Annotated in this window: 13 protein-coding genes; 7 read left to right on the forward strand and 6 right to left on the reverse strand. The window is 52.2% G+C overall.

Annotated features, from left to right (window positions below):
- Positions 1-57: 57 nt before the first annotated feature.
- On the reverse strand, positions 58-1,434 hold the full coding sequence (rlmD, locus tag EVJ21_RS12430; protein WP_070328938.1) for a 23S rRNA (uracil(1939)-C(5))-methyltransferase RlmD: 1,377 nt from the start codon (positions 1,432-1,434) through the stop codon (positions 58-60).
- Complete coding sequence (locus EVJ21_RS12435) at positions 1,431-1,640, reverse strand: hypothetical protein (RefSeq protein WP_016510454.1); 210 nt, start codon at positions 1,638-1,640, stop codon at positions 1,431-1,433. Before EVJ21_RS12435 ends, rlmD begins: the two co-directional genes overlap by 4 nt.
- Positions 1,641-1,725: 85 nt before the next feature.
- On the opposite strand from EVJ21_RS12435, the gene yfkAB reads away from it, so the two are divergent.
- Genes yfkAB through EVJ21_RS12450 form a run of 3 tightly spaced genes read left to right on the forward strand, consistent with a single transcriptional unit; the run spans position 1,726 to position 4,261 of the window.
- Positions 1,726-2,832 carry a radical SAM/CxCxxxxC motif protein YfkAB gene (yfkAB, locus tag EVJ21_RS12440; protein ID WP_071399171.1) on the forward strand — a complete coding sequence of 369 codons (1,107 nt, stop codon included), beginning with the start codon at positions 1,726-1,728 and terminating at the stop codon, positions 2,830-2,832.
- A gap of 50 nt (positions 2,833-2,882) precedes the next feature.
- Complete coding sequence (locus tag EVJ21_RS12445) at positions 2,883-3,080, forward strand: hypothetical protein (protein WP_070328936.1); 198 nt, start codon at positions 2,883-2,885, stop codon at positions 3,078-3,080.
- A gap of 38 nt (positions 3,081-3,118) precedes the next feature.
- Complete coding sequence (locus EVJ21_RS12450) at positions 3,119-4,261, forward strand: MFS transporter (protein WP_016510467.1); 1,143 nt, start codon at positions 3,119-3,121, stop codon at positions 4,259-4,261.
- A gap of 41 nt (positions 4,262-4,302) precedes the next feature.
- Here EVJ21_RS12450 and EVJ21_RS12455 read toward each other — a convergent pair whose 3' ends face one another.
- Together EVJ21_RS12455 and EVJ21_RS12460 are read right to left on the reverse strand one after the other, a co-directional pair.
- The gene (locus EVJ21_RS12455; protein WP_016510464.1) at positions 4,303-4,605 is read right to left on the reverse strand and encodes a hypothetical protein; all 303 of its coding nucleotides are present in this window, start codon (positions 4,603-4,605) and stop codon (positions 4,303-4,305) included.
- A gap of 134 nt (positions 4,606-4,739) precedes the next feature.
- Entirely contained in the window at positions 4,740-5,684 is a 945-nt protein-coding gene (locus EVJ21_RS12460; protein ID WP_131465662.1) for a DMT family transporter, read from the reverse strand.
- Positions 5,685-5,883: 199 nt separating this feature from the next.
- Between EVJ21_RS12460 and EVJ21_RS12465 the strand changes: the two genes are divergently transcribed.
- The 4 genes from EVJ21_RS12465 (at position 5,884) to EVJ21_RS12480 (ending at position 10,359) form a co-directional block, all read left to right on the forward strand.
- Positions 5,884-7,794, forward strand: coding sequence for a heavy metal translocating P-type ATPase (locus EVJ21_RS12465; RefSeq protein ID WP_131465664.1), 1,911 nt, complete (start codon positions 5,884-5,886; stop codon positions 7,792-7,794).
- Positions 7,795-7,912: 118 nt separating this feature from the next.
- The gene (locus tag EVJ21_RS12470; protein WP_070328933.1) at positions 7,913-8,839 is read left to right on the forward strand and encodes a carbohydrate kinase family protein; all 927 of its coding nucleotides are present in this window, start codon (positions 7,913-7,915) and stop codon (positions 8,837-8,839) included.
- Between the two features lie 65 nt (positions 8,840-8,904).
- A complete protein-coding gene (locus EVJ21_RS12475; protein WP_167615739.1) occupies positions 8,905-9,342 on the forward strand; it encodes an NUDIX hydrolase in 438 nt (145 codons plus the stop codon).
- Between the two features lie 69 nt (positions 9,343-9,411).
- Positions 9,412-10,359 carry a YihY/virulence factor BrkB family protein gene (locus EVJ21_RS12480; protein ID WP_131465668.1) on the forward strand — a complete coding sequence of 316 codons (948 nt, stop codon included), beginning with the start codon at positions 9,412-9,414 and terminating at the stop codon, positions 10,357-10,359.
- A 46-nt stretch (positions 10,360-10,405) separates the two neighbouring features.
- On the opposite strand, the gene EVJ21_RS12485 is transcribed toward EVJ21_RS12480, so the two are convergent.
- Both EVJ21_RS12485 and EVJ21_RS12490 read right to left on the reverse strand, forming a co-directional pair.
- Positions 10,406-10,957 carry a beta-class carbonic anhydrase gene (locus tag EVJ21_RS12485; protein WP_070328930.1) on the reverse strand — a complete coding sequence of 184 codons (552 nt, stop codon included), beginning with the start codon at positions 10,955-10,957 and terminating at the stop codon, positions 10,406-10,408.
- 20 nt (positions 10,958-10,977) lie between these two features.
- On the reverse strand, positions 10,978-11,877 hold the full coding sequence (locus EVJ21_RS12490) for a 1,4-dihydroxy-2-naphthoate polyprenyltransferase (protein WP_131441102.1): 900 nt from the start codon (positions 11,875-11,877) through the stop codon (positions 10,978-10,980).
- Positions 11,878-11,984: the final 107 nt, after the last annotated feature.

Here is an 11,984-nt window from a genome sequence, read left to right on the forward strand (position 1 = left end):
CTGACATCTGAACTATAACGTGAAAACGTTTTCTTTACAAGCGTTTTCACGGTCCCGTCAATATTTTTTCTTCTTCTTTTTCTCGAAGACGACAATCGATTCGACGTGAGCCGTTTGCGGGAACATATCGTACGGTTGGACGTAGTTGACCTTATAATCGGCTTTCATGAGTTGATCCGCGTCGCGCACGAGCGTCTGCGGGTTACATGACACGTAGACGATCCGTTTCGCTTTCGAAGAAATCATCGCGTTTAGGAGCTGATGGTCCACACCTGTTCGCGGCGGGTCGACGACGATGACGTCAGGAATCCACCCGTCTTTCACCCAGCGCGGAATCCAATGTTCAGCGCGCCCCTCGACGTATGTCGCATGATTGTAGCCGTTCTCACGCATGTGAGCATTTGCGTCTTCAACCGCTTCAGGTACGACTTCCATCCCGCGAATCTCTTTCGCGTGCGGTGCGAGCCAAAGTCCGATTGAACCGACACCGGCGTACGCATCGATGACGCGTTCTTCACCAGTCAGACCGGCCGCCTCGACGACTTCACGGTACATGACTTCGGTTTGGGCCGGATTGAGTTGGAAGAAAGCACGTGGCGACAAGTGGTAATGCACGTCGTCTAGCTGCTCGTCCATCTTATCTTGACCGGCGATGTGGACCGTTCGGTAACCGAAGATGACGCCCGACCGGTTCGAGTTGATGTTGATATGGAACGAGACGACGTTCGGCAATTCCATGATGCGGTCGCTGAGCGTATCCAAGTTCGGTACGTCCTCACTCCCGACGACGAGAACGACTTGAACGTCGTTCGTCTTGTAACCTGAACGGACGACGATCGTCCGGGCAAAACCGACGTCACGTCTCGCGTCATAGACCGGGATGTCGAGCTCGTTCAAAATACGGACGATAGCGTTGTTGACGTTCGTCGTATCACGTTGTTGCACCATGCAGTGCTCGATCGGCACGAGGTCGTTCGAGTTCGGCTTGTAGAGGCCTGAGACGATTTCGCCGCGTTGGACTGACAACGGGAATTGGGACTTATTACGATAGTACCAAGGGTTTTCCATCCCTTTCGTCGGACGGATATCGGACTTATCGACGTTCAACTTCGTCTTCTGACGGAACGCGTTGCGGACGATATCTTCTTTATAGTCCATTTGCAGACGTGAACTCATATGTTGAATCTGGCAACCGCCACATTCGTCATAAATTGGACACGGCGGTTTGACCCGGTCCGGCGAGTCGTTGTGTCGCTTCGTGACCCGCGCCTCGGCATAGTTTCGTTCGATGCGCGTGATTTCGATATCGGCTCGTTCCCCTGGTAACAGGTTCGGGATAAAGATGACCATCCGATTGATCATCGCGATGCCCTCCCCGTTAATGCCTAACCGTTCTGCTTTCGTGCTTGCACGTTCTCCTACGATCAATTTCAATGTGTTTCATCCTTTCGAGATACTTGTTCTAAATCTTTGGCGTAACGTACGACTTTCGCACGTAAGGAATCAATATCAGCTAACAATCGATGCAAATCCTCTGGCGTCGTGAATTCGTCTAACGTGTTGACTGATAAGCACAGTAACTCCGTTCTCGATTTTAACACGTTCATTTTTCCTGCCGTATCTGTTCGTGATTTACCCATCTCATGATCGCTCCTTCGCTTAGTGACAAAGAGTTGTTATTATAGCATACTATTTCATGTAACTTGATAAAAAGGTGGAATCCACATGCAAAACATCTCGACGACGTTCGATCCGTGGGAAGCGTATCTCGATCAAACCGAGTTCGGTCGACTCGTTCTCTCGAACGTCGAAGTGACGACGACGAAACTATGCAATATGCGCTGCGAGCATTGTGCGGTCGGCTATATGCTCGATCAAACGGAAGAACCCGAGGTCCCGCTCGAACTGTTGATTTCGCGCCTCGACGAGATCGAGCACTTGCGCGCCTTCTCGATCACGGGCGGTGAGCCGATGCTGTCGATGAAGTCAGTTCGAAACTATGTCGTCCCGCTTCTACGCTACGCTAAGGAGCGCGGTGCCCGCACACAGATCAACTCGAACTTGACGTTGCCGTTATCTCGCTATCATCTTATTACCCCTTACCTCGACGTTTTGCACATTTCTCATAATTGGGGAACGGACGCCGATTTCTTAGAGGGCGGTTTCGCGATGATGGACCGCAAGCCGAGCGAATCCGCTCGGCTCAAGATGCTTCAGACGATGAAGGACAATGCCCGAGCCCTCACGGCCGAAGGGGTCATCGTATCGGCCGAGACGATGATCAACAAGCGGACGATCCCCCATTTAAAAGAGATTCACGAGGAAATCGTCTCGCTCGGTTGTCAACGCCACGAATTGCACCCAATGTACCCCGCAGACTTCGCTAGCGCGCTCGAGTCGGCCTCTCTCGACGAGATCCGTCAAGCTATCCATGACGTACTCGACATTCGGGACGAGAACGTCTGGATGCTGTTTGGAACGTTGCCGTTTTACGCCTGCTCGGACTCAGAAGCCGACCGCGCCTTACTGCGGCGACTCTCGACTGCGAAAAACGTGACGGTCCGCAACGACCCGGACGGACGCTCCCGGTTGAACACGAACATTTTTGACGGTCAGATCATCGTCACCGACTTCGGCGACGAACTCGGCACACTCGGCACGTTGTACGATACGTCGTTCCAAGACGCGTACGATCAATGGACGAACAGCGCGTTGAACGCCACACTGTCGTGCCATTGTCCCGCCGTCAAATGCCTCGGACCGAACGCACTCGTCAAACAAGCGTACTATCCGACAGTCGACTTTAGACAACGTGTCGCCCACTCGTTTTAATTATTTCGATTCGGGAAATATTTAGTATATAAAACGAATCGAGGTGTTCGATGATGACAGCGATCTATGTGTTCATCGTTACCGTCATGGGAATCATCATTTTCGGAGGCGTGCTCAGCATCTTATTGACAGCCGCATTCGTTTCGGACAAAGTAGACCATGATGAAGTGTTCAGTCAAGGCAGTTGGGACGATGAGTTGTTACAAATAAATCATACTCCTCAACCGATTGATGAACCAAAAAGCTGAGTCCTCTCAGCTTTTTATTTTTGTATGTGAGGTGACCTATGGAACGGTTTCGTTTTTCGATCTTATTGCTCGTCGTTTTTATTTCGGGCTTGATTCAAGGGGCGCTCATCCCTTTACTATCCACATTAATCGAACGTGACGGCAACCCGGCCTGGCTGAACGGACTGAACGCGACGATGCTCTATTTGGGCATCATCGTCTCGGCACCGCTACTCGAACGGTTCGTCCGCAAATACGGATTCCGCCCGACAATCGTCCTCGGCATCGTGTTGACGGCGCTCGCCACGTTCTTTTTACCGCTTTGGCCGTCACTGCTCATGTGGGCCGTCATGCGCTTCGTCATCGGATTCGGGGACTCAGCGCTTCACTACGGCTCGCAAGTGTGGGTCACGTCGGTGAGCGAGAAACGGAGTCTCGGCCGGGCGATGGCGTATTACGGGATGTCGTTCAGTCTCGGGTTTGCAGTCGGTCCGTTGATCGCCCCGCTCGTCGATATTCACTTTTGGCTCCCGTTCCTCGTCTTGATCTTCTTCTGTCTCGGATCACTCTTCCTTATCTTCAAGGTCGACAACGAGTACCCCGAAGCGGAGAAAGTGAAGACGGATTCGACCGGACGCATCCGCCTCGTCTTGATCGGTGCCGGGTACACGCTGCTTCCGGCTTTTACATACGGCTTTCTTGAAGCGAGCCTGAATGCGAACTTGCCGATCTTCACCGTCCGTAACGACATCGGGCTCGCGCAGACGAGCACGCTCATCACGACGTTCATCGTCGCGTCCATCATCGTCCAGTTGCCGCTCGGACGGCTCGCCGATCACTTCGGGAAGAAACGCGTCCTGCAAATCGTCTTGACGCTCGGTACGCTCTTGTTCGCCCTCGCGAACCTCGCCGTCGACAACTATTTGTGGTTGCTCGTCTTGTTCGCCTTGGCCGGTGCCGGACTCGGTTCTACTTATTCGCTCGGCCTCGCCCATATGACGGAAGTGTTGCCCCGCTCACTCTTACCGACCGGCAACATGCTGTACAGCATCTCGTTCAGTGTCGGGTCGATCAGCGGTCCGATGATCGGTGCGTTTTGGGTCGCGTTGCCTAAAGAAGTATATTTCCTCATGTACGCCTTAATACTCGGCATCCTGTCGATCAGCCTGTTCACGTCAAAAGCCAAACCGATCGAAGCATAAGTAAAGGATGAGTCTCCTCGGAGATTCATCCTTTTCATTTGTCATTCGTTTGGTGGCCCGACTCTCACATCATTTCGTTCGAACGCCCGGATGAACACCTCATCGAGAGCGAACGGCTCCGTATCGAGCGATGCCAATACGTCGGACTTGAGCGTCACCTCGATGACGCGGTCATTGATTTGCCACTTCGTCTGGATGTCGTCGCCTTGCCTGACGGCGCGCACATCGACTTGGTCGTGATGTTCTTTCAATCCGCGACTCACGCACTTCATCACGTACTTGACATACTCGTCTCGCGGTTGGCGCGACACGAGGATGTTTCGGACAATCAAATTTCTCGTCATGGCACAAACCCTCCCTTCTGTTAACTTGTCGTACGCAAGTCTTTACAACGAAGACCGATTCATAACTGAAAAATTATCAGAATTTTTAATATATTTTGCCATGAGAATAAACTTCCGTCAACTGTACCTCGAACTCATTTCGCGGCAGAGCCGCCCGGTCGACGACGACCTTGAAAATACGTTGACAAGTAGATGCCGGCGATGACGAATAGTAACCCGACGAGCGCGTTCCAAGGAATCGTCTCACCGAGCAGTAAACTCGATAACAGGACGCCGAACAAGGGAACAAAGAACATATAGAGCGACACCCGGCTCACCGGGTTGTGCTTCATGAGCGTGTTCCACAACGTGAAACCAATCGCTGATAACAATGCGAGGTATAACAGGAACAATAGCGTCTTCACCGTGTAAGGCAAGAACACGCCTCCTGGGTCAAGGATAAATCCGACGATCAACAGGCCGAGCGAACCGATCACCATCGCCCAAGCGGTCATCGGGGCGACGTCATGATGTCGCGAGTAATCTTTCGCGACCAAGTTTCCGAACGCGCCAGACACCATCGCCAAGATGAGAAGAATTTCACCGATTCCAAAACCAATTTCCGAGCTTGCTGTCGGCCAGTTCGCGATGACGATCCCTGAGAAGCCGAGAGTGAGCGCGATGCCTTTCAACCGGTTCAACCGATCATCTTCATAGCGGAAATGTGCGAGTGCCATTTGAAAGAACGATGTCGAGCCGGCGATGATCGACCCTTGCACCCCGGTCGAGATGGACAATCCGATATAGAAGAACAGATATTGCAAAAACGTCAAGAACGCCCCTAAGTGTGCATATGCCTTCAATTTTTCCGCATTCAATCGGATCGGCCGCTTGAAGACGAGCCGGCTGATCACGAGCAACAGAATACCGGCCAGTAAAAACCGTTCGCCGGCAAAGAACAGTTGTTGGCCGTACTCGCCTGCTCCGATGTCTAACGCCTCATAACTTAATTTAATGAACGGGAAAGCACTGCCCCATAAAAACGTGTTGAACAACGCCAACAGCGTGACGCTCCAAGAGCGTTGAAAAATATTTTGCATGACACGAAATCTCCTTAATCTTTTAGTTTGTGAGTTGTTATGAATGATGATAAAATAGACTCACATGATAATCATTATAAATAAGAGACATGAAGAAAACGGATGTAAAACCCTTTAAAACAACAAAAGATAATGATAATCATCCTCAGTCATTATCATTTAAATGATATATATTCTCAATTAGAAAGAGGTGCCTACTATGAACGTACACGCAACTACTGCACAAGAAAAAAGCCACGTCTTCAAACGGGCAAACTGGTTCGAACATATCGAGCTCATCATGGCGCTCATCAGCGGTGTATTGATTGTACTCGCATATTTCACAGAAAGACAAGGCGGAACCCCTTGGATATACGTCACGCTCTACTTGAGCGCCTTCTTGATCGGCGGTTATGCCAAAGCCAAAGAAGGACTGACCGATACGTGGGAAACCCGTTCATTGAACGTCGAGCTACTCATGATCATCGCGGCGATCGGCGCCGCCTCGATCGGCTATTGGATGGAGGGCGCGATCCTCATCTTCATCTTCGCCTTGTCCGGCGCGCTCGAGACTTACACGCTGAACAAAAACGAGCGTGCGCTCGAATCGTTAATGGAACTCCAACCGGAACAAGCGACCCGTTTCGATGCAGCCGGCGGTCTCGAAGTCGTCCACATCGATGACTTAAAAGTCGGCGACCGGATTTACGTCCGGCCGGGTGAACGCATCCCGGTCGATGGGCGCATTTTGAGCGGGACCGCCTCCGTCGAAGAAGCAGCCATCACCGGGGAATCGATTCCGGTCGATCGGACCGTCGGCGACGAAGTGTTCGGTTCAAGTGTTAACTTGAACGGGGTGCTCACGTTATCCGTGACGAAACTCGCCACCGAGACGTTGTTCCAAAAAATCATTCAGATGGTGCAGCAAGCCCAAGAAGAAAAATCACCGTCGGCCCAGTTCATCGACCGCTATGAGGGACGATACGTCCAGATCGTGCTCATCTCGGTCACGGCCATCATCTTGCTCGGTCCCGTTCTCACTTCGTGGTCGCTCGAAACGAGCATATACCGCGGGATGATCCTGCTCGTCGTCGCCTCACCGTGCGCCCTCGTCGCGGCGATCACACCGGCCGCGCTTGCCGCCATCGCCTCGTCCGCTAAACACGGGATTTTGTTCAAAGGCGGTGTCCACATCGAGAACATGGGACACCTCAAAGCGATCGCATTCGATAAGACCGGAACACTCACAATCGGTAAGCCGGTCGTCCAAACGGCGTTGGTTCATCCTGACATGGCAGCAGAAGACGTTTATCGCGTCGTCAGTTTGATCGAAGAACATTCGATGCACCCGCTCGCCGAGGCGCTCGTCAAGTTCACGGGCAAACATACGGGGGACATGGACCACTTTAAAGACATCACTGGTTCAGGCATCGAGGCGACGATTGACGGCACTTCCTACCGGGTCGGTAAACAAAAGTTCGCCGACCGGAGCGGTGACTTCTACCGCGAAGATGTCGAGCGGTTAAAAGCCGCCGGACACACACTCGTCTTCGTCAGTGACGATAAGCAGACGATCGGTGCATTCGCACTGCGTGACACGTTACGCCCGGAAGCCAAACAAGCGATTGAGCGCTTGAACCATCTCGGAATCGCGACGATCATGATCACAGGCGACAATGAAGCGACCGCACGCGCCATCGCGACGGAGGCGGGCTTGACCCGCTACATCGCCGAATGCCTCCCGGAAGAGAAAGTCGAACAAATCAAGCTGTTAAAACAAGAGTACGGCACGATCGGGATGATTGGCGACGGCATCAACGACGCCCCAGCCCTCGCGACAGCAGATGTCGGGATCGCCATGGGCGAAGGAACCGACGCCGCACTCGAGACGGCTGACGTCGTCCTCATGAAAAACGACCTCGTCCGCTTGAGTTCAGCGATCGAGCAATCTCGTAAATTGAACCGGATCGTCTTGCAGAACGTCGTGTTCGCCCTCGGCGTCATCCTCGTTTTGATCGCGACGAACATCTTCGAGTTGCTCGTCATGCCGTTCGCCGTCGTCGGTCATGAAGGGTCAACGATTCTCGTCATTTTGAACGGACTGCGTTTGCTCAGTTCTTCATGGGACTGACAAATTTCGACAGCGTTTGAAACCGTCATTGAAAGCGAATGACGATTTCGCTATAATGGAAACAATGTGTCTAACAGACCGATAACAGATAGATGATTGGCTAAAGGTGGTACAGCATATGAATACGATTGCAGTGATCGGCAAAGTGTTTGTCGATATTAAAGGAACATCGTTCGCCCCGCTTCATAAAGATGCGAAAAACGTCGGGGACATCGCGTTCTCGAACGGCGGAACCGGCCGTAACGTCGCGCAAAACCTAGGTGTCCTCGGTAACGACGTCCGGTTCGTGTCAACCGTCACAAACGACCAAATCGGGATGGGTGTCCTTCAAGAGCTTCGCGACTTAAACGTCAACGTCGACCATGTCGACCTGCTTGAAGATAACGGTATGGGCATGTGGCTCGCCGTCATGGACAATAACGGCGATCTCCAGACCTCGATCTCGAAACAACCAGATGAAGCGATGATGGAACAATGTATCCTCCGCCGAATCGATACGGTGTTCGCCGAAAGCGAAGCCGTCGCCATCGACCTCGATTTGTCGGTCAACGTCTTGAATGAGACGATCGAACTTTGTCGCGAGATGAAGCTTCCGCTTTACGGGGTGTGCGGTCATTTGTCCGTCATCGAACGAAATCGCCACTTGCTTCAAGGCTTCACCGGCTTCATCTGTAGCCGTGAAGAAGCCGAAATCCTGTCTGATATGTCAATCGTCACCGTCGATGACGCATTGCGCGTCGCCGAAGTGCTCGCGATGAAAGGTGCGCCGCTCACAATCGTCACGATGAGCGAGCTCGGTGCCGTCTACGTCGATCTCCGGACGAACGAGCAAGGACACGTCCCGACGACGAAAGTCAAAGTCGCTGATTCAACAGGCGCCGGTGATTCTTTCTTCTCGGCCGTCATCTCCGAATTGATGAAACATCATTCGATCGAAGACGCGCTTCGCCTCGGCATGCGTGTCGCCGCAAAAGTTATCGGTTCTCATGAGAACGGTTTGACTTCTGATATGTACGAATCGTTAGAACAAAAGACGACAGATTAACAAAGCGCATCGACGGTGAGTCGATGCGTTTTGTTCACTATAAGCTACCGAAAGGAACGATCCCATTGGTCAGAACAAAATTACGCAGCGCCATCATCCTCACGAACGAACACGACGAGGTCGCGCTCATTCGACGCGAAAAAGAAAACGCACTCTATTACGTCTTCCCTGGCGGCGGTGTCGAATTTGGCCATACGGCTGAAGAAACTGCTGTCCGTGAAGCTTATGAAGAACTCGGTGTCCACGTCGAGCTTGAAGGAGTCGCCGCCTACGTCGCCTTCAACGGTGAATTGAATCCTTATTTTTGGGCCCGCGTCACAAGTGGCGAATTCGGCACCGGTACGGGCGAAGAGTTCCAAGCTGAACAGACGAACGGCTCGTACACACCGATTTGGGTGAAGCGGAGCGCATTGAGCCGCCTGCCGGTCAGACCCCCTTCTTTAGCCGAGCTGCTCACCACCAATCCAGAACGATTCTTTGACAAAACGTTAGCCGAAGACTGAATCAATGTGTAACCTGCTGACAAATCGGGAAAGATAGTTTCTAACGATAACGTTCAGGAGGATATGCGCATGGACACTACAGAAGTGAAAGAAAAAAAGAATTGGCTTTCCTTCGGGAAAGAGTTGTTTCGTCGTTTTAAAGAGCATGACGTTCAAGATTACGGGGCAACGCTCGCTTTTTTTTGGTTCTTATCCATTTTTCCGGGAATCATTTTTATTTTAGCGTTGCTCTCGTTCTTCGACATCACGCAAGCGTCGTTTCAAGAACAATTAAATAACCTGGCACCAGGTTCGGCGGCGACCGAGTTTTTATCAGGGATCTTTGAGGCAATCGGCGAGCCACGAGGCGGATTGCTCTCGATTGGTGCGATTTTAGCGATTTGGTCGGCCTCTAAAGGAGTCGAACGATTGATCAATATGGCAATCCACGCGTACGGTGAGGACAACGAACGCAACTTCTTCGTCAGTAAAGGCATCGCCCTCGGCTTGACGTTCCTCCTCGGCGTCGGCGTCTTGCTGCTCATCATCTCGAACGTGTTCGGCTCACAGATCATCGGATTCATTTCAGACTACCTCCCGATTTCCGGTGCCGAAGTCGTCTTGATCAACGTGTTCCGTTACGTGCTGACGACGGTCATCTTAATCTTGACGCTGTCGATCTTTTATAAGATCGCACCGCAACAACACGTATTTTGGAAAAGCACCGTCCCCGGCGCCATCTTTGGCGTCATCGCTTGGCAGCTCGTCTCACTCGGTTTTAGCCTATACGTCTCGAACTTTGGCAACTACGATTCGACGTACGGATCACTCGGAGGCATCATCGTCACGTTGCTTTGGCTGCAGTTGACCGGCATGATCATCTTGATCGGCTCTGAGATCAACGCCACGTGGCAACGCTTCTTCAAAACCCCGAGCGAGCAGGAGTATGAGAAAAACTATAAGAAAAACAAAAAATCCAAGTCGAAAGACTCGGACGAAGATGACTACAAAGATATTCCGGTCAACACGTACGGATGACAAAAGGCGAACTCCGTTGAGAGAGTTCGCCTTTTTGCATGGATGATTATGCCTCTACGACATCGAGTCGCCCCGTTCCTGGATCGATGACAAATCCGTGGACGTCCGTACCCGGCGGCAGGAGCGGATGGTTTTTGATCAGACTGACCGAGTTGACGACGTTCGCCTCGACCGAGTCAAAGCCATGCAACCACTTCTCCAAGTTCATGCCTGAGGCTTTGAGCGTCTGTAACGTCTGCGGATCAATTCCGCGCCGCTCCATCTCGCCGATGACCGCGTTCGGGTCGATAGCGGCCATGCCGCAATCGTAATGTCCAACAACGATCACCTCTTCCGCACCGAGAGCGTATAAGGCGACGAGAATCGAACGCATGACCGATCCGAACGGATGCGACAATACCGCGCCCGCGTTTTTGATGATTTTCGCGTCGCCGTTCTTCAAACCGAGCGCATGTGGCAATAACGACGTCAACCGTGTGTCCATACAAGTTAAAATGACAATTTTCTTATCAGGAAATTTATCTGACACGTACTGCTCATACTGCTTCTCTGTCACGAACCGTTCATTGAACGCAAGCATGTCTTTGACGACTGACATATCGTTCCCCTCCTCTATGTTTATGCGATAACGCGTGCGACGATCAATCCGATGACCATCCAGGCCCCGAACAACGTGTTGACCTTCGCCGTCATCGCCATCGCCGGCATCAGGTCGGCCGGCTCACGTTTCACCCAGAACCGCTTCACCGCACGAATCATGATCGGAACGGTCATTAACGAAAGCAATACCCAAGGCGTGACCCCGTAAACGAATACGGCGACGAGGATACCAATCAGCGCTACGATAAAGAATCCGGCCAAAACGAGCACGGCCCGGCGATGTCCGACGAGACACGCGATCGTGCGTCGTCCGTTCACCTTGTCGTTATCCAAGTCTCGAATATTGTTGGCCAGTAAAATCGCCCCGATCAAGAGCGCCATCGGGAACGACACGAGCAACAACTCAGTCGTCACCGTGCCGATTTGGATATACCCTGAAATCCCGATGATGACGTAGCCCATGAACAATCCGGCGACGAGTTCACCGAACGGCGTATACGCGATCGGAAGCGGGCCACCCGTATACAGATAGCCGACCACCATCGACAACGCTCCGATCCAAAGCAAATGCCAGCTCGTCGAAGCGGCAATGTATAGACCGAGAACTCCCGCGACGCCATACATCCCGAGCGCGATGCCGAGCACTTGACCCGGCGTGAACCCGTCTCGCACGATCGAGCCGCCAATTCCAATCGAGCCCTCGTGGTCGAGCCCGCGTTTGTAGTCATAGTATTCATTAAATAAATTCGTCGCGATTTGAATCAAGACCGAGGCGATGAGCATCGCCAAGAACAGACCCCATTTCAAATCGGTTTGACCGACGACGATAAACGTTCCTAACAGCACCGGAATAAAACTCGCCGTCAGTGTGTGCGGACGAATCATGCGCCAATAAGCACCTTTCTCTCTCTTCTTCATCTACTTCCCTCCCTTCGTTAGTTTACGTCTCCACAAAAAAATCTGTCAATGCCCGCCCCTCAATCGTCTGAAGTCATGTTTCTCGAGCATTTGACGGGCAGTACAGC

Origin of the sequence: Exiguobacterium sp. SH0S2, from assembly GCF_004337185.1 — a bacterium.
GTDB lineage: Bacteria > Bacillota > Bacilli > Exiguobacteriales > Exiguobacteriaceae > Exiguobacterium > Exiguobacterium aurantiacum_A.

Bases quoted from the DNA above. Each gene is read 5' to 3' on its own strand.
- EVJ21_RS12435 (WP_016510454.1), bottom strand. From the start codon at position 1,640: ATGGGTAAATCACGAACAGATACGGCAGGAAAAATGAACGTGTTAAAA.
- yfkAB (WP_071399171.1), top strand. From the start codon at position 1,726: ATGCAAAACATCTCGACGACGTTCGATCCGTGGGAAGCGTATCTCGAT.
- EVJ21_RS12445 (WP_070328936.1), top strand. From the start codon at position 2,883: ATGATGACAGCGATCTATGTGTTCATCGTTACCGTCATGGGAATCATC.
- EVJ21_RS12450 (WP_016510467.1), top strand. From the start codon at position 3,119: ATGGAACGGTTTCGTTTTTCGATCTTATTGCTCGTCGTTTTTATTTCG.
- EVJ21_RS12455 (WP_016510464.1), bottom strand. From the start codon at position 4,605: ATGACGAGAAATTTGATTGTCCGAAACATCCTCGTGTCGCGCCAACCG.
- EVJ21_RS12460 (WP_131465662.1), bottom strand. From the start codon at position 5,684: ATGCAAAATATTTTTCAACGCTCTTGGAGCGTCACGCTGTTGGCGTTG.
- EVJ21_RS12465 (WP_131465664.1), top strand. From the start codon at position 5,884: ATGAACGTACACGCAACTACTGCACAAGAAAAAAGCCACGTCTTCAAA.
- EVJ21_RS12470 (WP_070328933.1), top strand. From the start codon at position 7,913: ATGAATACGATTGCAGTGATCGGCAAAGTGTTTGTCGATATTAAAGGA.
- EVJ21_RS12480 (WP_131465668.1), top strand. From the start codon at position 9,412: ATGGACACTACAGAAGTGAAAGAAAAAAAGAATTGGCTTTCCTTCGGG.
- EVJ21_RS12485 (WP_070328930.1), bottom strand. From the start codon at position 10,957: ATGTCAGTCGTCAAAGACATGCTTGCGTTCAATGAACGGTTCGTGACA.
- EVJ21_RS12490 (WP_131441102.1), bottom strand. From the start codon at position 11,877: ATGAAGAAGAGAGAGAAAGGTGCTTATTGGCGCATGATTCGTCCGCAC.